The organism is Enterovirga rhinocerotis (assembly GCF_004363955.1).
In the GTDB taxonomy this organism is placed as follows: Bacteria; Pseudomonadota; Alphaproteobacteria; order Rhizobiales; family Beijerinckiaceae; genus Enterovirga; species Enterovirga rhinocerotis.
Window position 1 is genome coordinate 1881087 of the sequence record NZ_SNZR01000011.1, and the last position, 20689, is coordinate 1901775.

Annotated in this window: 18 protein-coding genes and 1 riboswitch; of the genes, 10 read left to right on the forward strand and 8 right to left on the reverse strand. The window is 67.1% G+C overall.

Features of this window, described 5'->3' with window-relative positions; all coding sequences use genetic code 11:
* The first annotated feature begins 73 nt into the window (after nucleotides 1-73).
* Nucleotides 74-979, forward strand: coding sequence for a LysR family transcriptional regulator (locus EV668_RS09650; RefSeq protein ID WP_133769531.1), 906 nt, complete (start codon nucleotides 74-76; stop codon nucleotides 977-979).
* Between the two features lie 179 nt (nucleotides 980-1158).
* On the opposite strand, the gene EV668_RS09655 is transcribed toward EV668_RS09650, so the two are convergent.
* The gene (locus tag EV668_RS09655) at nucleotides 1159-2079 is read right to left on the reverse strand and encodes a transglutaminase family protein (protein ID WP_133769532.1); all 921 of its coding nucleotides are present in this window, start codon (nucleotides 2077-2079) and stop codon (nucleotides 1159-1161) included.
* Between the two features lie 89 nt (nucleotides 2080-2168).
* Between EV668_RS09655 and EV668_RS09660 the strand changes: the two genes are divergently transcribed.
* The 5 genes from EV668_RS09660 (at nucleotide 2169) to aat (ending at nucleotide 5802) form a co-directional block, all read left to right on the forward strand.
* A complete protein-coding gene (locus EV668_RS09660) occupies nucleotides 2169-2933 on the forward strand; it encodes an N-formylglutamate amidohydrolase (protein WP_133769533.1) in 765 nt (254 codons plus the stop codon).
* A 61-nt stretch (nucleotides 2934-2994) separates the two neighbouring features.
* Nucleotides 2995-3094: riboswitch (TPP riboswitch) on the forward strand.
* A gap of 6 nt (nucleotides 3095-3100) precedes the next feature.
* On the forward strand, nucleotides 3101-4102 hold the full coding sequence (locus tag EV668_RS09665; RefSeq protein WP_133769534.1) for an FAD-dependent oxidoreductase: 1002 nt from the start codon (nucleotides 3101-3103) through the stop codon (nucleotides 4100-4102).
* Nucleotides 4093-4290 (forward strand): sulfur carrier protein ThiS, encoded by a 198-nt coding sequence (gene thiS, locus EV668_RS09670; protein ID WP_133769535.1) that lies wholly within the window; start codon nucleotides 4093-4095, stop codon nucleotides 4288-4290. Before EV668_RS09665 ends, thiS begins: the two co-directional genes overlap by 10 nt.
* Nucleotide 4291: 1 nt before the next feature.
* On the forward strand, nucleotides 4292-5107 hold the full coding sequence (locus tag EV668_RS09675; RefSeq protein WP_133769536.1) for a thiazole synthase: 816 nt from the start codon (nucleotides 4292-4294) through the stop codon (nucleotides 5105-5107).
* Between the two features lie 11 nt (nucleotides 5108-5118).
* Nucleotides 5119-5802 (forward strand): leucyl/phenylalanyl-tRNA--protein transferase, encoded by a 684-nt coding sequence (gene aat / locus EV668_RS09680; RefSeq protein WP_133769537.1) that lies wholly within the window; start codon nucleotides 5119-5121, stop codon nucleotides 5800-5802.
* Here the strand turns inward: aat and EV668_RS09685 are convergent.
* On the reverse strand, nucleotides 5788-6705 hold the full coding sequence (locus EV668_RS09685; RefSeq protein ID WP_133769538.1) for a LysR substrate-binding domain-containing protein: 918 nt from the start codon (nucleotides 6703-6705) through the stop codon (nucleotides 5788-5790). The genes aat and EV668_RS09685 overlap by 15 nt on opposite strands.
* A 124-nt stretch (nucleotides 6706-6829) precedes the next feature.
* On the opposite strand from EV668_RS09685, the gene ycaC reads away from it, so the two are divergent.
* Nucleotides 6830-7456: an isochorismate family cysteine hydrolase YcaC gene (gene ycaC / locus EV668_RS09690; protein ID WP_133769539.1), complete on the forward strand. Its 627-nt coding sequence runs from the start codon at nucleotides 6830-6832 to the stop codon at nucleotides 7454-7456.
* 15 nt (nucleotides 7457-7471) lie between these two features.
* On the opposite strand, the gene EV668_RS09695 is transcribed toward ycaC, so the two are convergent.
* On the reverse strand, nucleotides 7472-8089 hold the full coding sequence (locus tag EV668_RS09695) for a DUF2155 domain-containing protein (RefSeq protein ID WP_133769540.1): 618 nt from the start codon (nucleotides 8087-8089) through the stop codon (nucleotides 7472-7474).
* A gap of 136 nt (nucleotides 8090-8225) precedes the next feature.
* Nucleotides 8226-8663 (reverse strand): NADH:ubiquinone oxidoreductase subunit NDUFA12, encoded by a 438-nt coding sequence (locus EV668_RS09700; RefSeq protein ID WP_133769541.1) that lies wholly within the window; start codon nucleotides 8661-8663, stop codon nucleotides 8226-8228.
* 473 nt (nucleotides 8664-9136) lie between these two features.
* Here EV668_RS09700 and EV668_RS09705 point away from each other — a divergent pair, with 473 nt between their 5' ends.
* Together EV668_RS09705 and EV668_RS09710 are read left to right on the forward strand one after the other, a co-directional pair.
* Complete coding sequence (locus EV668_RS09705) at nucleotides 9137-12877, forward strand: vitamin B12-dependent ribonucleotide reductase (RefSeq protein WP_133769542.1); 3741 nt, start codon at nucleotides 9137-9139, stop codon at nucleotides 12875-12877.
* A gap of 93 nt (nucleotides 12878-12970) precedes the next feature.
* The gene (locus EV668_RS09710) at nucleotides 12971-14212 is read left to right on the forward strand and encodes an ATP-binding protein (protein ID WP_133769543.1); all 1242 of its coding nucleotides are present in this window, start codon (nucleotides 12971-12973) and stop codon (nucleotides 14210-14212) included.
* 90 nt (nucleotides 14213-14302) lie between these two features.
* Here the strand turns inward: EV668_RS09710 and EV668_RS09715 are convergent, their stop codons facing one another.
* From EV668_RS09715 to EV668_RS09730, 4 genes are all read right to left on the reverse strand, one after another.
* Nucleotides 14303-14581, reverse strand: coding sequence for a GIY-YIG nuclease family protein (locus EV668_RS09715; RefSeq protein ID WP_342636826.1), 279 nt, complete (start codon nucleotides 14579-14581; stop codon nucleotides 14303-14305).
* A gap of 299 nt (nucleotides 14582-14880) precedes the next feature.
* Nucleotides 14881-15423: a helix-turn-helix domain-containing protein gene (locus EV668_RS09720; protein ID WP_133769545.1), complete on the reverse strand. Its 543-nt coding sequence runs from the start codon at nucleotides 15421-15423 to the stop codon at nucleotides 14881-14883.
* The gene (locus EV668_RS09725) at nucleotides 15420-15773 is read right to left on the reverse strand and encodes a terminase gpP N-terminus-related DNA-binding protein (RefSeq protein ID WP_166652398.1); all 354 of its coding nucleotides are present in this window, start codon (nucleotides 15771-15773) and stop codon (nucleotides 15420-15422) included. Before EV668_RS09725 ends, EV668_RS09720 begins: the two co-directional genes overlap by 4 nt.
* A gap of 247 nt (nucleotides 15774-16020) precedes the next feature.
* Entirely contained in the window at nucleotides 16021-17268 is a 1248-nt protein-coding gene (locus EV668_RS09730) for a L,D-transpeptidase family protein (RefSeq protein ID WP_133769547.1), read from the reverse strand.
* Between the two features lie 358 nt (nucleotides 17269-17626).
* Between EV668_RS09730 and EV668_RS09735 the strand changes: the two genes are divergently transcribed.
* Nucleotides 17627-20674 carry an acetoacetate--CoA ligase gene (locus EV668_RS09735; RefSeq protein WP_133769548.1) on the forward strand — a complete coding sequence of 1016 codons (3048 nt, stop codon included), beginning with the start codon at nucleotides 17627-17629 and terminating at the stop codon, nucleotides 20672-20674.
* The last annotated feature ends 15 nt before the right edge of the window (nucleotides 20675-20689 follow it).

Consider the following 20689-nt stretch of genomic DNA (forward strand, 5'->3'; position numbering starts at 1 on the left):
CCGCAAGGTGACGATTGTCGATTGATCGGATAAGCCACCTTCTATCGATCGGCTTGATAAGAAAATTGTCGCAATGAAACCGCTTCGCCTCGACAGTCTCGATGCCTTTGCCTGTGTCGTCGCCTGCGGCGGATTTCGGGCGGCGGCAACCGAACGGGGCGTGTCGTCGGCTGCGCTGAGCCAGGGCATCGCGGCGCTGGAGGGCACGCTGGGCCTGCGGCTGCTGAACCGGACGACGAGAAGCGTCGCCCCGACCGAGGCCGGAGCCCGGCTCTATGAACGGCTCGTTCCGGCATTGCAGGACATCAGGATGGCTGTCGACGATCTGGATCGGCTTCGCGAAACCCCGACAGGCACCTTGAGGATCAACGCGCCCGGCCCGGCGGTCGACCACGTGCTCTGCCCTCTGGTGTTCGACTTCATGCGCCTGTTTCCGGACGTGAAGGTCGAGCTGATCAGCGACGCGGCCATCATCGACATCGTCCAGCAGGGCTTCGATGCCGGGGTGCGCTTCGGCAGACAGCTGGAGCAGGACATGATCGCGGTCCCGCTCGGACCAGCCCTGCGCTACGCCATCGTGGCGTCGCGGGACTATCTGCGGGATCGCCCTGCCCCGCCGACGCCGTCCGATCTCATGGGCTTCGACTGCATTCGCCGGCGCTTCCCAGGCGGCTCCATCGTCAGCTGGCATTTCGAAAAGGACGGCGAGCGCCTGGAGATCACACCGGAAGGCCGCCTGACGCTGAGCTCCGCACACCAGGAATTGCAGGCGGCACTGGCAGGACAAGGCATCGCGCACGTCTTCGAGGATTATGCGAGACCACATCTCGACGAGGGGAGCCTGGTCGAACTGCTGGCGAACTGGTCCCCAGAGCTGCCGAGCTGGTTTCTCTACTACCCCAACCGGCGGCACCAGAGCGCGGCGATGTCAGCGCTGCTGCAGCACATTCGCAAGTTCGATTGGCGGCTTGAGACATAGTCGCGCCGCCCAGAACGACCGCTGGCAGGCGGTCTGCCAAGATCGACTTGTGGCGCTCGGCGTCTGCCGCGTCCGGACCGCCGCATTCGCGACCTTCGGCTCCGGCCACGCCGGTCCAGTCAGCTCCGGCTTGGACGAGGTTGGAACCTGCTGTCGTGTCGGTGGAACGGCCGCAACCTCTACCGTGCCGCGGCCCGCATCGAGACCCAGGCGGCCGGTGTCGCGTAGCCTTCGGAGGTCACGTCGACATCGACGCTCATGCCGAGGAAATCGCCCGGGAAACCCGTGAAGCTGCCGGAGAGCGGCATGGCCTGCCGAGGGTCGCGCACCGTCGCGACGCGGACGAGCCCGGCATTGCCGACCCAGCCGCTCGTCGGATCGAAATCGACCCAGCCGACGCTCGGAAGAAACACCTGGAGCCAGGCATGGGTGTTGCCGCCGGCCTGCCGGATATGGCTCTCGTCATGCGGCACATAGAGATAGCCGGACACGAAGCGGGCGGCGAAGCCGAGGCTGCGCACCGCCTCCGCCATCAGCACCGCGAAGTCGCGGCAGGAGCCGCGGCCGCTGCGCAGCGTCGCGGCGGCATCCTGGATGCCCTCCTCCTCGCGGCGGATGTAGCTGAACCCGCCTTCGATCGCGTCGTTCATGCGGCACAGGAAGGCCCAGCTGTCCCGTCCCGGTGTCTCGTCGAGAATCCGTCTGGCCCAGGCCTCGACCGCTCCGCCGGCATCAGGCTGCTGGCGCTCGATGAAGCGGGCAAGATCCGGCATCTTCTCGCGCGGATACGAGAAGGGGCAGGTCCGCACGGCGGCAGGAAGACTGACATGGGTCGTGTCGAACGGCGTCTGCTCGACCACCATCGTCGCCACCACCCGAAGCATCGGGGCGCGTCGGTCGAAGTTCATGACCACGACGGCATTGCCCGAGGCGTCCTCCTGCCAGGACACGCGGGCAGGCCGCGGCTCGACCTCGAGCCGATAGTCGAGGGTCCGCTGATCCATCGACTCGCGCGGGCGCAGGAGAGCGCGGTGCTCGCCGAAGGCCACCGGTGAGCGGTACCGATAGACCGTCTCGTGTCTGATCCGAAGGATCGCCATGAGTCATGGCGCTAGCAGGATTGCGGCCAGACAGGATAGAGCGCGAGAGTCACGCATCCACGACGATCTCACGACAGGACCGCGGCGCCATGGCCGACACGCTGCTCTCCCCGGACGAGCCCTCCCCGGTGACGGTCCGCCATCCGGAGGGGCGATCGCCGCTGTTCCTGACCTGCGACCATGCCGGCCGGGCGACGCCGCGACGGCTCGGCCGGCTGGGCCTCCCCGAGAGCGAGTTCGAGCGCCATATCGCGTGGGATATCGGCATCGCCGCCGTCTCGCGCCGGATATCCGACGCTTTGGACGCGACGCTGGTCGAGCAGACCTATTCGCGGCTCGTGATCGACTGCAACCGGCCACCCTCAGTGCCGAATTCGATCCCGCTCGTCAGCGAGGCGACGCCGATTCCCGGCAATGCGGGGCTGACGGAGGCGGCGCGGCAGGCCCGGCTGCGGGAGGTCTTCGAGCCCTACCACGCCCGGATCGAAGGGCTGCTGCAGGAACGTGCAGCGCGTCCGACCGTCCTCGTGGCCATGCACAGCTTCACGCCGGTCTATCTCGGCGAGGCGCGCCCCTGGCAGATCGGGACTCTCTACGGCCGCGACGGCCGCCTCGGCCGCGCCCTCGGTACGCTCCTCGTGCGGGAGGAGCGATTCACCGTCGGCGACAACCAGCCCTACAGCGTCAGCGACGAGACCGACCACACCCTCCCCGTCCACGGCGAACGGCGCGGGCTGCACCATGTCGGCATCGAGATCAGGCAGGATCTGATTACGGATGAGGCAGGACAGAACGAATGGGCCGATCTCCTGATCCGGCTCCTGCCCGAAGCGGCCAGTCGGGTCCTCGATTGAGGTGCGATGGGCCGCCATGCCCCGCAAGCACTTGTGAATCCGTCCCCGGCGGATCACATTAGCGTCATCCGAGGGGTGCCCTGCGGGGCTGAGACGGCATCGCCGAACCCTTTGAACCTGATCCGAATCGTATCGGCGGAGGGACGGACTTGCCCAACGATCGCACCATGACGAATGCCACCCCCGCAGCGACGGTGGTCGGTGCCGGCATCTGCGGAAGCTGGGCCGCCCTGCTCCTGGCCGAGGCCGGGCTCGCTGTCACGCTGCACGAGCGCGACGATCCCGATCTCAAGTCGTCGACCAGCCATTGGGCAGGCGGCATGCTGGCACCCGATTGTGAGAGCGACGGGGCCGAGCCGGTCGTCGTGCGCCTCGGCAAGCGCTCGCTCGACCTCTGGTCCTCCCACCTTCCGGACGTTCCGATGGAAGGCTCTCTGATCGTCGCCCATCCCCGCGACCGCAGCGAACTCGACCGCTTCGCCCGCCAGACGAGCGGCCATCGGCGCGTGGACGAGGACGCCATCGCCTCTCTCGAACCAGCGCTCGCCGGCCGGTTCCGGTCCGGCCTGTTCTTTCCGAGTGAGGGCCATGTGGAACCCCGCGCCGTTCTGCCGGCCCTGCACGAGAAGCTGCGCGCCAGGGGCGGGACGATCCGCTTCGGCTCGGAGGTCGATCCGGCGGTGCTGACCGGGCTCGTCGTCGATTGCCGCGGGATCGCGGCGCGCGGCGATCAGCCGGACCTGCGCGGCGTCAAGGGCGAGACCGTCCTGATCGAGACGCCGGAGGTCACGCTGACGCGCCCCGTGCGCCTGATGCATCCGCGCTGGCCGATCTACCTGATCCCCCGGCCCGGCCACCGCTATCTCATCGGCGCCTCGTCCATCGAGAGCGAGGACGCATCGGGCGTGACGGTCCGGTCGGCCCTGGACCTCCTGACGGCGGCCTATACGCTCCACCCGGCCTTCGGGGAGGCGCGCATCGTCGAACTCGGCACGGCGCTTCGGCCGGCCTTCCCCGACAACGCGCCGCGGATCGAGGTCCGCGGCGAGCACATCGCCGTGAACGGGCTCTACCGTCACGGCTTCCTTCTCGCCCCCGCCCTGGCCGAGATCGTGGCGGGCTACGTGACGACGGGGGCGCGCGATAACGAGGTCATGCGATGGAGTTGATCGTCAACGGCGAGCGGAAGCAGGTCGGGGCGACCCGCATTCCCGCCCTTCTCGACGAACTGGGCTACGAAGGCTCGTTCTTCGCCGTCGCGGTGAACCGGGAGGTGGTTCGGCGCGCGCGCTGGAGCGATGTCGAACTCAACGACGGCGACGAGGTCGAGGTGGTGACGCCCCGGCAGGGAGGATGAGGTGACGGCAACCCACGCAGCGACAGGCGCGTCGCGGCTCACGCTCTACGGCCAGGAGGTGTCCTCGCGTCTCCTCCTCGGCACCGCGCTCTATCCGTCCCCGGCGGTGATGGAGGAGGCGATCCGCGCCTCCGGCGCGGAGATCGTCACCGTCTCCCTCCGGCGCGAATCGGCCGGCGGACGCGCGGGCGATGCCTTCTGGCGCATCATCCGCTCGCTCGGCCTCAAGGTCCTGCCGAACACCGCCGGCTGCCGCAGCGTGAAGGAGGCCGTGACCACGGCCGAACTCGCGCGCGAACTCTTCGACACGCCCTGGATCAAGCTCGAGGTGGTCGGCGACGACGAGACGCTGCAGCCCGACGTGATCGGGCTCGTCGAGGCGGCGAAGATCCTCCTCGACGACGGCTTCGAGGTGTTCCCGTACTGCACCGAGGACCTGACGGTCGCGACGCGCCTCGTCGAGGCCGGCTGCCGGGTCGTCATGCCCTGGGGCGCGCCGATCGGCTCGGGCCAGGGGCTGATGAACCGCCACGGCCTGCGCACGCTCCGCGCCCGCTTCCCCGACGTCACGCTGATCGTCGATGCGGGCCTCGGCGCGCCGTCGCATGCGGCCGAGGCGATGGAACTCGGCTATGACGGCGTTCTCCTGAACACCGCCGTCGCCAAGGCGGACGATCCGATCGCCATGGCGCGGGGCTTCGCGCTGGCGATCGAGGGCGGGCGCCTCGCGCACGAGGCCGGGCTGATGCCCCCGCGCGACTTCGCCACGCCCTCGACCCCGGTCGTCGGCACGCCGTTCTGGCACGCGGCCGGCTGAGCCGCCCGACGATGTCCGGTCCGCAGCGCGCCGAGATCACGCCCGAGATCCTGCTGCGGGCCTATGCCGCCGGCATCTTCCCGATGGCGCAGGATGCGGACGACCCGTCGCTCTTCTGGGTCGAGCCCGAGACCCGCGGCTTCTTCCCGCTGGGATCGATCCACGTCCCGCGCCGCCTCGCCCGGACGGTGAGGCAAGACGTGTTCGAGATCCGCATCGACCACGATTTCGATGCCGTGCTCGCGGGCTGCGCCGCGCCCGCGCCCGACCGGGACCGGACCTGGATCAGCGGTCGCATCCGCGAACTCTACGGCGAATTGTTCGATCTCGGCCATTGCCACACCGTCGAGGCGTGGCAGGACGGACGCCTCGTCGGCGGGCTCTACGGAGTGCGGCTCGGCGCGGCCTTCTTCGGGGAATCGATGTTTCACCGCGTCCGGGACGCCTCCAAGGTGGCCTTCGTCCACCTCGCGGCGCGCCTGAACCGCGGCGGCTTCCGCCTGCTCGACGCGCAATTCGTCACCGACCACCTCGCGAGCCTCGGCGCGGTCGAGATGGGGCGCGACGCCTATCGCATCATGCTGTCGGAGGCCGTCACGGGCGACGCGGATTGGGAATGCTGGCCGCCCGGCCGACTCGTTTCAGGACACGAAGCTCTGGCAGCGCTCGATCAGAGGGTGTCAGCGGCCGGCTGAACGCCGCGCGGCGACCTGAGCGTACTCCTCCGAAAGGAAGTCTAGGAAGCTCCTGACGGACGGCAGCAAGCCGCGCCGGGATGCGAAGACGGCGTGGACGATCCCGGACGAAAGCCGCCAGCCCGGAAGGACCTCGACCAGCCGGCCCGCCGCGAGATGGTCGTCGATGACCATGCTCGGCAGCTTGACCACACCGACGCCGTCCAGAGCAGCGTACAGCAACTGCGCCATGTCGTCGGTGACGAGACGCGGGCGATGCGAATGCCGCACCGTCTCCCCGTCGGGCGACACGAAATCCCAGCCGTGCCGCGACAGCGACGGCCCGAAATCGAGGCTCGGCAGCGTCGCGAGATCGGATGGAGCCGCCAGCGGATGAGGGGCGACGAGCGAGGGCCGGGCGACGAGGCGCTGCTCGCTGTCTCCCAGCCGACGCATGACGAGATCGCTGGCCTCGAGCGGCGGAAAGCGGACGCGGATGGCGATATCGATGCCCTCGCCGACGAGGTCGACCCGGCGGCTCGTACTGTCCATCTCGACGGTGACGTCGGGATTGCGGGCCATGAAGCGGGCGATCATCGGCCCGATCTCGAAACAGACTAGGGCCGGCGGCGCGCTGATGCGCAGAAGCCCCTGCGGGCCGGCCCGCGATCGGTCGATCGCCTCCTGGGCCGCCTCGGCCTCGACGAGCATCGCCACGCAATGCCGGTAATATTCCTGGCCGAGTTCCGTCACCGACAGCTTGCGGGTTGTCCTCTGGAGCAGCCGCACGCCGAGCCTTTCCTCCAGCGCGAGGATGCGTCGGCTGAGCCGGGACTTCGGCATGCCGAGCGCCCGCCCCGCCGCGGCGTAGCCGCCATGGTCGACGACGTTCACGAAATGGGCGAGGTCGTTCAGGTCAATCACCGGCGATCGTCCTACAGGCGGGACGCTGAGGCCCGCGAACGCCATCTAGTCGCGCGATCATCGCATCGGCAACGTCGCTCCATGCGCGATCCGCGCAATGTGGAAGAGAGCGAAAGGAAGATCGATGACAAAGCCCTACGTCCGACTGGACAAGGACCAGGCCGCCGTCCTTCTCGTCGACCATCAGTCGGGACTGCTGTCGCTGGTGCGCGACATCGACCCGGACCGGTTCAAGAACAACGTCCTCGCGCTCTCCGACCTCGCCCGGTATTTCAAGCTCCCGACGATCCTGACCACGAGCTTCGAGGACGGCCCGAACGGTCCCCTCGTGCCGGAACTGAAGGAGGCGTTTCCGAATGCGCCCTTCATCCCGCGTCCGGGCCAGATCAACGCCTGGGACAACGAGGATTTCGTCAATGCCGTGAAGGCGACCGGCCGCAGGCAGCTCATCATCGCGGGTGTCGTGACCGAGGTGTGCGTCGCCTTCCCCGCCTTGTCGGCGCTCGCGGAAGGCTACGACGTCTTCGTCGTCACGGATGCCTCGGGGACGTTCAACGAGCTGACGCGGCACTCGGCGTGGGATCGGATGTCGGCTGCCGGAGCCCAGCTCATGACCTGGTTCGGCCTCGCCTGCGAACTGCATCGCGACTGGCGCAACGACGTCGAAGGCCTCGGCACGCTCTTCTCGAACCACATCCCGGACTACCGGAACCTGATCACGTCCTACACGACGATGAAGCGCGGCTCATAGCGGCGCGAAACGCCGTCACCGCCCGGGATTGAACCCGCCGACGCCGCCCTCGTTGGTCGGGAAGAAGCGGCGGCTCGGCGCCTGTTTCGGCTGGACCTCGCGGCCGCGCGGTCCCTCGACGTCGATCTGGCCGGCGGAGTTGGTGCGCCGGGCCTGACGCTGCTGGCGGCGTTCGGGACGTGCCGCGGCGGCGACCGGCGCGTCGTCCTTCTCCTTCGCGTCCGCGATGACCGCCGTGCCGCCTTTGCACTCCGTCAGCCAGACATCGTAGATCGGGTGCTCGACGCCGTGCAGGCCGGGGCTGGCCGCGAACATCCAGCCCGAGAAGATCCGGCGGTACTTGTTCTCGAGCGTGACCTCGTCGACCTCGATAAAGGCGTCGGTCTGCGGGGTCTCGGTCGGCGGGCGCGAATAGCAGACGCGCGGCGTGATCTGGAGCGCGCCGAACTGCACGGTCTCGTCCACCGCCACGTCGAACGCGATGATTCGGCCGGTGATCTTGTCGAGACCGGCGAAGACGGCGGTCGGGTTCTTGATCTTGTCCGCCTCGGCAGGCCCTGCAACGAAGGCGATGGCGCCCGCGAGGAGCGTGCCCGCCGCGAGGGCGGTGACCTTGATGGCTCTCGTCGTCATCCGCTGGTCCGATCCCTCGGCGCCGCCGCGCCGCCCTGGCCGAGGTCCCGCTTCGCCGAGACAGGCGATGCAGGACTCATCCGACACGTCGGGGATGCGTGTTCCACGACCTCTGGACGAAAGTATGGCTGCGCGGTCAGCCGGCGCGGCCGGCCGCGCCCTCGTCCGGAGACCACGGCACGTAATCGCCCGTCGCCGCGGGGCGCCGGCCGCTCGCGCTCGGCGACCCCTGCGGGCGATAGGCCTCGGGCGTGCCGGTCATGTTCGGCAGGTGCGCCATCTCCCACTCGCGCGGCGTGTACTGTTCCTCGCTCGGCGGGACGTTATGCGTATGGGCGAGCCAGCCGCGCCAGGAGGGCGGCACGCGCGACATGTCGGCGAGGCCGTTATAGACCACCCAGCGCCGCTCCGGCCCCATGGACGGGTCGATCATATGGTCGGTGGCCCGGTAATAGACATTGCCGAGCTCGTCCTCGCCGACGCGTTCGCCGCGGCGGCGGGTGTACCAATAGGTCCCCCACGTCTGGCCGTTCCACCAGGTGAAGGTGCGGGTGAGGAAGTCGATCAGTTTCATACCGGGATCGGAACGCTGGCGCCGTGGCTTCCGGTTAGGCCGAGAGGGCTCGCCTGTCCAGGGCGCGCGCACATGATGCAGCCTTGCAACGCCTGTCACGTGGTCGCGGGGCATCATCCCCGCCATCCACAGCCGCACACATCAATCGCTCAGAACGGGCGGATTTCGCCAAGCCCTTGATCCGTCTCGGCAACACTTCCTTAACCGCCGCTCGAACACCATATCTAGCGTCGGAGATCGGACCTTGGCGCAAGCCCTAGAGAGAACTCGGACGATTGACGATGGTGCGAGACTCGCACTAGCGTCGTTATCCGTTGTGAGCGGCCGCCAGTACGCGGACGTTCGCGGCTCCCATCGTATCGGGCGTTCATCCCCCTCGGAAGACAGTTTTCCGAGCGCGGCGAAGCTTTGCCCGAGCCGTCGGAGCGACATGATTTTTTGATCGGGGCGGCGCAAGCCGGAGGGGCGGGACCATGCGGATCGAACGGCGGCACACGAAAGCTGGCAGCTCACCTTATGCAGGCATCGCCTTCCGGACGGCGACGAGCGAGATCCGCAATCCGGACGGCTCGACCGTCTTCAAGGCCGAGGGGATCGAGGTTCCGGAGGCCTGGTCGCAGGTCGCCTCCGACGTCCTCGCCCAGAAATATTTCCGCAAGGCGGGCGTGCCCGCGCGCCTGAAGAAGGTCGAGGAGAACGACGTCCCGTCCTGGCTCTGGCGCTCGGTGCCTGACGAGGACGCGCTCGCGGCCCTGCCGGAAGGCGAGCGTCTCGGCTCCGAGACGACGGCGAGCCAGGTCTTCGACCGTCTCGCCGGCTGCTGGACCTATTGGGGCTGGAAGGGCGGCTATTTCTCGACCGAGGAGGATGCCCGCGCATTCCATGACGAGCTCCGCTTCATGCTGGCCGCGCAGATGTGCGCGCCGAACTCGCCGCAATGGTTCAATACCGGCCTGCATTGGGCCTACGGCATCGACGGGCCGGGCCAGGGCCATTTCTACGTCGACCCCTTCACCGGCACGCTGACCTCCTCCGCCTCGGCCTACGAGCATCCGCAGCCCCATGCCTGCTTCATCCAGGGCGTCGGGGACGATCTCGTCAACGAGGGCGGCATCATGGACCTCTGGGTGCGCGAGGCGCGCCTGTTCAAATACGGCTCGGGCACCGGCTCGAATTTCTCGCGCCTGCGCGGCGAGGGCGAGCGGCTGTCCGGCGGCGGCAAGTCCTCCGGCCTGATGTCCTTCCTCAAGATCGGCGACCGCGCGGCCGGCGCCATCAAGTCGGGCGGCACGACGCGCCGGGCGGCCAAGATGGTCGTCGTCGACATCGATCACCCCGATATCGAGACCTATATCGACTGGAAGGTGCGCGAGGAGCAGAAGGTCGCGGCGCTCGTCACCGGCTCGAAGGTCGTCAAGAAGCACCTGAAGGCGGTGCTGAAGGCCTGCGTCCAGTGCGAAGCCGAGGGCGACGCCTGTTTCGACCCCGAGAAGAACCCCGCCCTCAAGCGCGAGATCAAGCTGGCGCGCCGCTCCCAGGTGCCGGACAACTACATCCGCCGCGTCATCCAGCAGGCGCGGATGGGCACGACCGAGCTCGATTTCCCGGTCTTCGACACCGATTGGGATTCGGAGGCCTACCTCACGGTCGCGGGCCAGAACTCGAACAACTCCGTCTCGCTCACGGACGACTTCCTGCGCGCGGTCGAGGGTGATGGCAACTGGCACCTCAACGGCCGCACCACGGGCAAGGTCACGAAGACCCTGAAGGCGCGCGACCTCTGGGACAAGATCAGCGCCGCCGCCTGGGCCTCCGCCGATCCGGGCCTGCATTTCAACACGACGATGAACGACTGGCACACCTGCCCGGCGGGCGGGCGGATCAGGGCGTCGAACCCCTGCTCCGAGTACATGTTCCTGGACGACACGGCGTGCAACTTAGCGTCGGCTAATCTTCTGACGTTCTACGATCGCGAGACGCGGCGCTTCGACGTCGAGAGCTACGAGCACCTCTGCCGGCTCTGGACCGTCGTGCTCGAGATCTCGGTCATGATGGCCCAGTTCCCCTCGAAGGAGATCGCGGCGCTCTCCTATGAGTACCGCACGCTCGGCCTCGGCTACGCCAATATCGGCGGCCTGCTCATGACGATGGGCCTCGGCTACGATTCGGAGGAGGCCCGCTCGCTCTGCGGCGCCCTCACCGCCATCATGACGGGCACGAGCTACGCGACCTCGGCCGAGATGGCGAAGGAACTCGGCCCCTTCCCCCGCTACGAGGAGAACGCGGAGGCGATGCTGCGGGTCATCCGCAACCACCGCCGCGCCGCCCATGGCGAGACCTTCGGCTACGAATTCCTGCAGCAGAACCCGGTCCCGCTGGACCGGGCCCATTGCCCGCAGGTCGACCTCGTCCAGCACGCGGCCGCCGCCTGGGACAAGGCGCTCGACCTCGGCAAGCGCCACGGCTTCCGCAACGCCCAGGCCACCGTCATCGCGCCGACCGGCACGATCGGCCTCGTGATGGATTGCGACACGACCGGGATCGAGCCCGACTTCGCGCTCGTGAAGTTCAAGAAGCTCGCCGGCGGCGGCTATTTCAAGATCATCAACCGCGCCGTGCCGGACGCCCTCCGCGCGCTCGGCTACCGCGAGCACGAGATCGCCGAGATCGAGGCCTATGCGGTCGGCCACGGCTCGATGAAGCAGGCTCCGGCCATCAACCCCTCGACGCTGAAGGCCAAGGGCTTCACCGACGAGGCGATCGCCGCCGCCGAGGCGGGCATGAAGAGCGCCTTCGACATCAAGTTCGTGTTCAACAAATGGACGCTCGGCGCCGATTTCCTCGTGCAGGTCCTGAAGGTGCCGGCCGAGAAGCTGGAGGACCCGTCCTTCGAGTTGCTCCGCCATCTCGGCTTCTCGAAGGACGACATCGAGGCCGCCAACGTCCATGTCTGCGGGGCGATGACGCTGGAAGGCGCGCCGCACCTCAAGACCGAGCATTACAGCGTCTTCGACTGCGCCAATCCCTGCGGGCGGCTCGGCAAGCGCTACCTCTCGGTCGAGAGCCACATCCGCATGATGGCGGCGGCGCAGCCCTTCATCTCGGGCGCGATCTCGAAGACCATCAACATGCCGAACGACGCGACCATCGAGGATTGCTCCAAGGCCTACATGCTGTCCTGGCGCCTCGCGCTGAAGGCGAACGCCCTCTACCGCGACGGCTCGAAGCTGTCGCAGCCGCTCAACTCCGCCCTCGTCTCGGATGACGAGGACGAGGTGGAGGATGCGGTCGACGCCCTCCTCGCGCAGCCGACGGCGGCCCGCACGGCGCAGATCGCCGAGCGCATCGTCGAGAAGGTGATCGAGCGGGTCGAGCGCGTCGAGGTCGAGGTGCCGGTCCGCCTGCGCGAGAAGATGCCCGACCGGCGCACCGGCTACATCCAGAAGGCCGTGGTCGGCGGCCACAAGGTCTATATCCATACCGGCGAATACAATGACGGCCGGCTCGGCGAGATCTTCATCGACATGCACAAGGAGGGCGCGGCCTTCCGGGCGATGATGAACAACTTCGCCATCGCCATCTCGCTCGGCCTGCAATACGGCGTGCCGCTCGAGGAATACGTGGAAGCCTTCACCTTCACCCGCTTCGAGCCGGCCGGCTTCGTGACGGGGAACGAGCGCATCAAGAACGCGACCTCGATCCTCGACTACGTCTTCCGCGAGCTCGCCGTCTCCTATCTCGGCCGCACCGATCTCGCCCATGTGAACCCCGAGGAGATCGGCCACGACGTCCTCGGCTCGGGCGAGACCGAGGGCCGCGCGGCCGGATCGGGCGGCGCGGTCGCTCCGGACGAGGCCCCGGCCGCCCTCCCCGCCGGCATCGCCTCCTCGGGCTTCCTGCGCGGCAAGCCCGCGGCGCTCACGGTCTTCGAAGGCGGCCGCTCCACCGGCGGCTACGCCACGGCCGGCGCCACGGCGCTGAAGGCGGAGGAGGTGGTCGAGCCCACGGGACAGCTCGGCTTCCTCGCCATCGCCGAAGCGCCCCCGGTCTCGAAGGCCTCGGTCCGCGAAGCCACAGTCGCCGAACGCCGCACCGAAGCGCGCATGAAGGGCTACGAGGGCGAAGCCTGCCCCGAATGCGCCAACTTCACCCTGGTGCGCAACGGGACGTGCCTGAAGTGCGACACGTGCGGGAGCACGACGGGGTGTAGTTGAAGGGCCGCATACGCCACCTTTACTTTGGCCAAATAAAAGATGCGCTGAGCGACCTAGCCAATCAGGCCGCTCTCCGCCAAATCGGGGGCGCAGATGAATCGCGACGACTTTCTGAAGGTAAGAAATTCTTATCTTACCTCAGCGAGCCCGATTCAGTCTCCCGAGCATCTGAAAGGCCGTGAGCGCTCGCTGAGCGCGCTAGTAGACGCATTGAGCTCACCCGGTAGACATGCGTTTATATTTGGTCATCGAGGCGTCGGAAAGACATCATTATCTCAAACAGCAGCATTTCAGCTGCAGAACTCTCACGGATCTCCTATTTTATTAGGATGCGATCAATCATCGACCTTCGATTCATTATGCTCCGAGGCAATAAAACAGGCTCTAAACATAAGCCCCCTTGAGCGAAAAGGACAGATGAAATTCAACCTTGGCGCCAGTGTAGCTTCGCTAGGAGGCGCCACTGTTGGATTTGACAGAGCAAAAGAAGGCACTCAAATAGCTATAAGCTCAGCGAATTCTGCTGTTTCATATTTTTCTGCCGTAACGAAGTATTTGGGATTTGGACTGATAGTTGTAATTGACGAATTCGATAAACTTCAGAATCAAAATGATCACGCAAAATTTGCATCACTGATTAAACTGTCAAGTGATCAAAAAATACCCGTCAAATTTATCTTGTGCGGCATCGGGGAAACAATTGAGCTAATTTTTAAGGAGCACGAGTCTGTATCTCGACAAGTTCACTCCGAAGCCGTAAGTCAATTGAATCTACAAGCCAGACTGGATATAATTGAAGATGCCGAGAAAGCACTTTTCATACATATGAAATCTGATTTCAAATACAGAATAGCTCAAATAAGCGATGGATTCCCGTCGTTTGTGCATCTGATAGCCGAGAAGATATTCACCGCGGCCTTCGACGCGGGAGAGACTGAAGTTACGAGCGAATCGTACAGAGACGGATTGGAACAGGCGATAGTCTCTGTAGAATTCTCCATGAGAACTAGATACGAGAAAGCACTTCACAAAAACACCAGAACCTATGAACCCATAATATGGGCCCTAGCGAATGATAAACTTCTTGAATTGAACGTAGACGATACATGGAGAAACTATCTAAAAGTCTGCGATCAGATGAATATCACGCCATCTTCTCGCCAAAATATGAATACAAAACTTAATCAATTAACGCAAGAGCCGTATGGATGCCTGCTTTTCAAGCCACGAAGATCTAATTATACATTTTCTGAGAAAATGATGAGAGGGTACGCCCGGTTAAGAGCCGCAAGGGATGGGTGCATGCTGGGCCCAGAGAACCCAGCGGCGACATAGTATTTCGGAACAACCATCGCCCAACGCGCAGTGCGTGCTTCGAGACGGGCTGCTGCGCAGCCCTCCTCAGCATGACTCCGTTGGGAGTTGCTAGGCGGGCGGATCGCGCCTCGCCCTAGAACCCAACAGCCGGATGCGCTCCCAATCGCCCGCGATCAACGCCTCCTTCTTGGCCCGGCTCCAGCCCTTGATCCGTCGCTCGGCGGCGATGGCATCGAGGATGTCCTGGAACTCCTCCGCCCAGACGAGCACCACGGGACGCCGGCGCGCCGTAGTGCCGTCCATCTCGCCGCCCTGGTGCTGGCCGATGCGGGTGTCGAGGTCGCTCGTGCAGCCGACATGGAACGAGCCGTCGGTACAACGCAGCATGGAGGCCCAGAACGGCATCGGCGGCGCCCGATTGCGTGCTTCGAGACGGCGGCCCTCGGCCGCCTCCTCAGCATGAGGCCGCTGAGATTGCGCGGCAACGGCACCGGTCGATCCACCCGACGCTCCTCATCCTGCGGTGCTCGGCCCGCATCTCGGGTGTTCCCGAGATGCGCACCGACGGGTGCTCAAGTCGGCAACAGCCGATTTGGGTGCCGAGCCTCGAAGGACACCCGACGCTGGTGCGTGCTTCGAGGCTCGCCATGCGGGCGAGCACCTCAGCATGAGGAAGGGAGGGAATTCTATGTCGTCAGCCACCCAGCGACGCCTCGGCGGTCGACCGAGCCGAACCGGCTGCGCCCTCTCCTCGGCCTGCGCTGCCCCCGTAACCGCCCGCTCTCGTTCGGGAGGTGACATCCCGCATTACCCAGCCGCCTTCGCTTCGGCCCGATCCCCGCGGCATGCGCGTCCCGCGCCTCCAGCACCAGCGCGAGGGCCTGTTCCATCGCCGCGAGATCAGCGGCGTCCGAGGCGAGGAGGGTTTCGGCCTTCACGAGGAGGCGCCACGGGAGGGTGCGCGCGCCCTGGCGGATGATGGCACGCGGCGTGTCGCTCAATTCGTCGAGGGGCCGGGCGCTTCCCGGCGGACGGCGCCAGCCGCCCGAGCGGGCCCACCGGCTCACCGTCATGTGCGAAACGCCGACGATGGCAGCGATCTCCTTCTGGCCGAGGCGCGTCTCCTCGACGAGTTCGCGGACCTGCGCGACGACATCGTCGCCATAGGGCTGCCCCTGGCCGCCGAGCGGGCCGACCGTCAGCCGGACGAGACCTTCGCCCCACCTCACGGCGCGGCTTCGCGCGAGCGGACCGGCCGCAGCGCGGCCCGCACGCGGCCGAGCAGGGTGCGCGCCCGGGACAGGCGCTCGGAATCGTCGGTCTCGGCAATGCGGACGGACTCGCGCTCCGCCATCGCCTCCAGCCTCCGCAAGGCTGCGCGGCAGCGACGCGTGAAACCGGCCCGCTCCAGGCCGACCTTCCGCGTCGACAGGGAGGCATCCGCCGGCCGCCGCCAGCCGTGGCGCGTCTTCCAGGCGTGGACGGTGGCGACGCCCACACCGACCCGCGCCGCGATCGCGGCTTCCGGCCAGGTGGTTCCGACGATCAGGACGCGGACCTGCTCGACGACGTCGGCCACATAGCGGCGTCCCTTTCCGCGCCGGCGGCGCTCCGGGCGCGGCGGGGAGACGAGGAGGGGCGGAAGACGAGGGCGGCGTCGCATGACATAGGTATATATACCCAAACACGCCAATGACGCGAGTCGAATGGGTGCCGCAGCGTCATCGCGGGGAGCGGAGCGACGAAGCAAGGCGGGGGCCGTCTGCGCCGAGGTTCTGGATTGCTTCGCTACGCTCGCAAGGACGGGGGCGGAAGCCCCCCGCCCCTCAGTTCAACAAACTCTCGTTCTCGGGCTCGGCCTGCTGGCGCGCGGCGACGGGGACGCGGCCGAGGCCGTCCTTGTTGTAGATGTCGTCGCGGAACTGGACGAGGCCGTCGGGCTGGGTCCAGCTCGTGATGTAGGTCCAGTAGACCGGCACCGCGCTCGCGAGCGGCGCGTCGGTGCGCGAGCCCGCCGCGAAGGTCTCCTCGATCCGGTGGCGGTCCCAGCCGGGCGTCTCGCGCAGCAGCCAGGTGACGTAGTCGCGCACGTTCTGCACGCGCACGCAGCCCGAGGAGACGAAGCGGAAATCGTCGCCGAAGATGCCCTTCGAGGGCGTGTCGTGCATGTAGACGCCGTGCGGGTTCGGGATGTTGATGCGCACGAAGCCCATCGAGTTCACCTCCCCGCCCGGATCCTGCCGGAACATGTAGCGGGTGGCCTCGTCCGAGTTCCAGTTGACGTTCTCGGGGCGGATCTCCTGGCCCGAGCGGTCGAAGATGCGGATCTTGTTGTCCGTCAGGTAGGACGGCTGCTTCCGCATCATCGGAATGAGGTCCTTGCGGATGATCGAGGCAGGCACGGTCCAAAACGGATTGAAGTTCACGGCGACGATGCGCGCGTTCATCACCGGCGACTGGCGGTCGATCTTGCCGACACCGGCGGCATGGCGCGTGACGACGCGCCCGCCCTCGACGGTCTCGACGAGCGCGGCCGGGATGTTCACGATCACGTAGCGGTGGCCGAGATTGCCCGAATAGGAGCGCAGCCGCACGATGTTGAGCTCGAGCTGGCGCAGGCGCGTCTCGGCCGGCACGTTCATCGCCGCGACCGTCGCGACGTTGACGACGCCTGTGGCGGACAGGCCGTGCCGCGACTGGTAGCGCCGCACGCCCGCCTCGACATAGCTGTCGTAGATGGGCGAGAGCCCGGCATTCGGATCGAGGTCGCCCTCGATCATCAGCCGCTGGCGGAGCTGCTCGACGGCGGGGCTGCGCGTGCCGATCCGCATCCCCGTCGGGAGTTGCACGGCCTGCCAGCCGCCGCGCTGCACGATCTCGCGATAGCGCTCGGCCGTCTGCTCGGTCGCCTGGAGGGCCTGGGGCGAGAGGATCGGCGTCGCGGAGCGCGGGATCCGCACCCGCGCCGCACCGTCATAGTTCTGCGCCCACTCGGCCTGCTGCGCGAAGGACCGGCCGGACAGGACCGTCCCCGCCGCGGCCGTGGACAGGAAAATGCGCCGGGAAATCGTCATCGGATCGCTGGCTTCTCTCGCTCGAGTTCGGTCCGGGAGCTGGCCAGGCGCTGCCCCCGACGAGGGGCGAGCCGTGCCAAGCCGCCGTTAACGAAGCCTCACCAGTCCGGCCGATTTGTGACGGCAGCCGGGCTCTGCCGCGGTGCCGCGACGCAGCGGCGGGTTTCATGCGCGGCTGATGCACACGGGACACAGGCGCGGGCACCGGCCGGGTTTTCGGAAATCTCCGCCATTTTAAGCGATTGGCAGAAGGCCTTTCGTAGGGTCGCTCGCATATCCCGTGCGACGATCAGCCCACAGCCTGCGATGCCCTCGCGCCTGTGACCCGCGACAGAAGCGGCAACAAGGACCGCCAAGCATGCGCAGCCCGTCCCAGGTCGAGCAGTTCATCGCGTTCTGCCATGGCCGATCGAACGCGCCGGCCGGTGATTTCGAGGCGTTCGAGCGCTGGTCCGTCGCGGAATTCCGGCTGTTCTGGCGCGACTTCCTCGACTGGTCCGCGATCGCATGGTCCGGCTCGGCGGAGCCGGTCTGCGTCGGCGATCTCTGCGAGACGGCGAGGTTCTTCCCCGAAATCGAGCTGAACTATGCCGATATCGTCCTGTCGCCGGACGATACGGATGCGGTCGCGATCACGGCGGCGCGGCGCGGCCGCCCGGACGAGATCATCACGCGCCGGCAGCTCCGGCGGCGGGTCGTCCGGCTCGCGGCGCATCTGGAGCGGCTCGGCATCCGCAGCGGCGACCGGGTCGTCGCCATCGCACGGAACCGGCCCGAAGCCGTGATCGCGGCCCTCGCCGCCGCCGCCATCGGCGCGACCTTTTCGAGCTGCTCGCAGGAGATGGGCGCCGAAGCGATCCTCGCCCGGTTCAGCGCTCTCGGGGCGGGTGTCCTCCTGGCCCATGTCGCCGCCGAGCCCTGGGATGCGGGCGAGCCGCTCGCGACGCGCGTCTGCGAGGTGGCGGCACGCCTGCCCGGCCTCCGCCATCTCGTCGCCCTCGACCCCTCGCCCGTGCTCGACGTCGCGCTGCCGGTCTCCTCCTACGAGGAGATCATGGCCGGAGCGGATGACGAGGAGATCGCCGCCCCCCTCCCCCGCCTTCCCTTCAACCACCCGCTTTTCATCCTGTTCTCGTCGGGGACGACGGGGCAGCCGAAATGCATCGTCCACGGCGCCGGCGGCACGCTGCTGGAACACCTGAAGGAGCATCGGCTCCACTGCGACCTCAAGGCCGGCGACCGCCTCTATTTCCACACCGGCTGCGCCTGGATGATGTGGAACTGGCAGCTCACCGCCCTCGCCTCGGGCGCCGAGATCGTCCTCTTCGACGGACCGATCGAAGGGCCCGGCACGCTGTGGGACCTCGTCGAGCGCCTCGGCGTGACGGTGTTCGGGACGAGCCCGACCTACCTCCAGCTCTGCGAGCGGACGGGCTATCGCCCCGGCGCGGCGCACCGGCTCGACGCCCTGCGGTCGGTCCTGTCGACGGGCTCCGTCCTGTACGACCGGCAGTTCGACTGGTTCGAACGGCATGTGAAGCCGATCCCGCTGCAATCCATCTCCGGCGGGACCGACATCCTCGGCTGCTTCGTGCTCGGACTGCCGCTCCGCCCCGTCACGCGCGGCGAGGCGCAGAGCCGGAGCCTCGCGCTGGACGTGCGCGCGATCCCGGCGCGGGAGGGGGATGCGATCGGCGAACTCGTCTGCGCCAACCCCTTCCCCTCGCGGCCCCTCGGCTTCTTCGGCGATGACGGCTCGGCCTTTCACCGCGCCTATTTCAGCCAGAACCCGCCCTTCTGGACCCATGGCGACCTGATCGCGTTCGGCCCGTCCGGCGGCGCCCGGCTGCACGGCCGCTCGGACGACGTGATGAACATCAAGGGCATCCGGATCGGGCCGGCCGAGATCTACGCGATCCTGAAGCGCATCGACGGCATCGCCGATTCCATGGCCGTCGAGCGCGAGCATCCCTCCGAAGGCTCCGATCTCGTCCTGCTGGTCGTCCTCGACGAGGACCGGAAGCTCGACGCCGAACTCCTCAGGACGGTCCGCCGGGAACTCGCCGAGCAGGGCTCGACCGCCTTCGTTCCCGCCCTCTGCGTCCAGGTGCCCGAACTGCCCGAGACGATCAGCGGAAAGCGATCCGAGACCTCCGTCCGGGACCTCGTGAACAATCGGCCGGTCAGGAACGCCGCGGCGCTGAGGAACCCGGGCAGTCTCGGGACGATCCAGGCCCGGATCGAGGAGGCGACATCCGCTCGGGCCACCGGCCCGGAGGGGGCCGCAGCGACGGCGACGTCACCCGAAGGCATCAGAGACCTCATCCGGTCCGAGCTTCGGATCGAACTCGGGCTGGACGACAGCTTCCTCGACGCCGGCGCGGATTCGCTTGCGATCGTCCACATCCTTCTCCGGCTTCAGGAGACCTCCGGACACGCGCTGTCGATCGACGATCTCCTCGCCTCGCCCAGCCCACGGGGCATCGCGGCCCTCTTCGAGGGCGGTGCGTCGGCAGGCGGCGGACCTCCGACCGGCGCCGAGGCGACCTCGATCCGGGCCGCGCGCCCCGAGGATCTCGACGAGATCTGCGCGCTGCTGGACCGAGGCTTTCCCGGCGGGCACGTGGCGCGCTCGGAGTGGCGCCGGATCGCCGCGACGCGATGGACCGAGGACGATCTCGGCTACGGTCTCGTCCTCCTGGCCGGCGGCCAGATCGTCGGCTTTCTCGGCACGCTCTTCGCGGACCGCCCAAGGGACGACGGCACGACGGCGCTCGTCTGCAACCTGACGTCCTGGTACGTCGAGCCCGCCTATCGGAGCGCAGGCGCCCTCCTGATGGCAGCCGCCATGCGCCGCCGCGACGTGATCTACACCTCGCTCACCCCCGCTCCGACCGTGGAGCCCATCCTCAGTGGCATCGGCTTCACGCCCTATGCCCATCTCGAGTTCTACGGTCCGCGCCTCAAGCCTCTGACGGTCCTCTTTCCCGGCATCCGCGTGAACGCGATCCCCGCGATCGTGCGCGAACGGATCGGCACTCGGCAGCACCGCGTGTTCGACAACAACCAGCACGACAGCCTGCTGCATCTGTTCGTCGAGGATCGGTACGGCGACCTCTATCTGATCGCGAAACGGCGAAAGATGGCCTGGAACAAGATCTCCGTCGTCGTCAGCGAAGTGATCTATGCGGACAACATCGAGCTTTTCCGGCGCTCCTTCGACGCGATCGCGAACTATGTTCTCCTGAAACAGCGATCCGTGCTGGTGTCCGTCGAGAGCCGTCACGCGCCTCCGAAGTCGCGTCCGCTGCGGCGCTCGAAACAGAGCCGCTACATCTATCCCGGCCCGCCGGAAGACGACCGCTTCTACGGCGTCTTCTCCGAGTTCTCGATTCTGGACGTGTGAGCGCCGCGCGGCGTC

Bases quoted from the DNA above. Each gene is read 5' to 3' on its own strand.
- EV668_RS09650 (WP_133769531.1), top strand. From the start codon at position 74: ATGAAACCGCTTCGCCTCGACAGTCTCGATGCCTTTGCCTGTGTCGTC.
- EV668_RS09655 (WP_133769532.1), bottom strand. From the start codon at position 2,079: ATGGCGATCCTTCGGATCAGACACGAGACGGTCTATCGGTACCGCTCA.
- EV668_RS09660 (WP_133769533.1), top strand. From the start codon at position 2,169: ATGGCCGACACGCTGCTCTCCCCGGACGAGCCCTCCCCGGTGACGGTC.
- EV668_RS09665 (WP_133769534.1), top strand. From the start codon at position 3,101: ATGACGAATGCCACCCCCGCAGCGACGGTGGTCGGTGCCGGCATCTGC.
- thiS (WP_133769535.1), top strand. From the start codon at position 4,093: ATGGAGTTGATCGTCAACGGCGAGCGGAAGCAGGTCGGGGCGACCCGC.
- aat (WP_133769537.1), top strand. From the start codon at position 5,119: ATGTCCGGTCCGCAGCGCGCCGAGATCACGCCCGAGATCCTGCTGCGG.
- ycaC (WP_133769539.1), top strand. From the start codon at position 6,830: ATGACAAAGCCCTACGTCCGACTGGACAAGGACCAGGCCGCCGTCCTT.
- EV668_RS09695 (WP_133769540.1), bottom strand. From the start codon at position 8,089: ATGACGACGAGAGCCATCAAGGTCACCGCCCTCGCGGCGGGCACGCTC.
- EV668_RS09700 (WP_133769541.1), bottom strand. From the start codon at position 8,663: ATGAAACTGATCGACTTCCTCACCCGCACCTTCACCTGGTGGAACGGC.
- EV668_RS09705 (WP_133769542.1), top strand. From the start codon at position 9,137: ATGCGGATCGAACGGCGGCACACGAAAGCTGGCAGCTCACCTTATGCA.
- EV668_RS09710 (WP_133769543.1), top strand. From the start codon at position 12,971: ATGAATCGCGACGACTTTCTGAAGGTAAGAAATTCTTATCTTACCTCA.
- EV668_RS09715 (WP_342636826.1), bottom strand. From the start codon at position 14,581: ATGCTGCGTTGTACCGACGGCTCGTTCCATGTCGGCTGCACGAGCGAC.
- EV668_RS09730 (WP_133769547.1), bottom strand. From the start codon at position 17,268: ATGACGATTTCCCGGCGCATTTTCCTGTCCACGGCCGCGGCGGGGACG.
- EV668_RS09735 (WP_133769548.1), top strand. From the start codon at position 17,627: ATGCGCAGCCCGTCCCAGGTCGAGCAGTTCATCGCGTTCTGCCATGGC.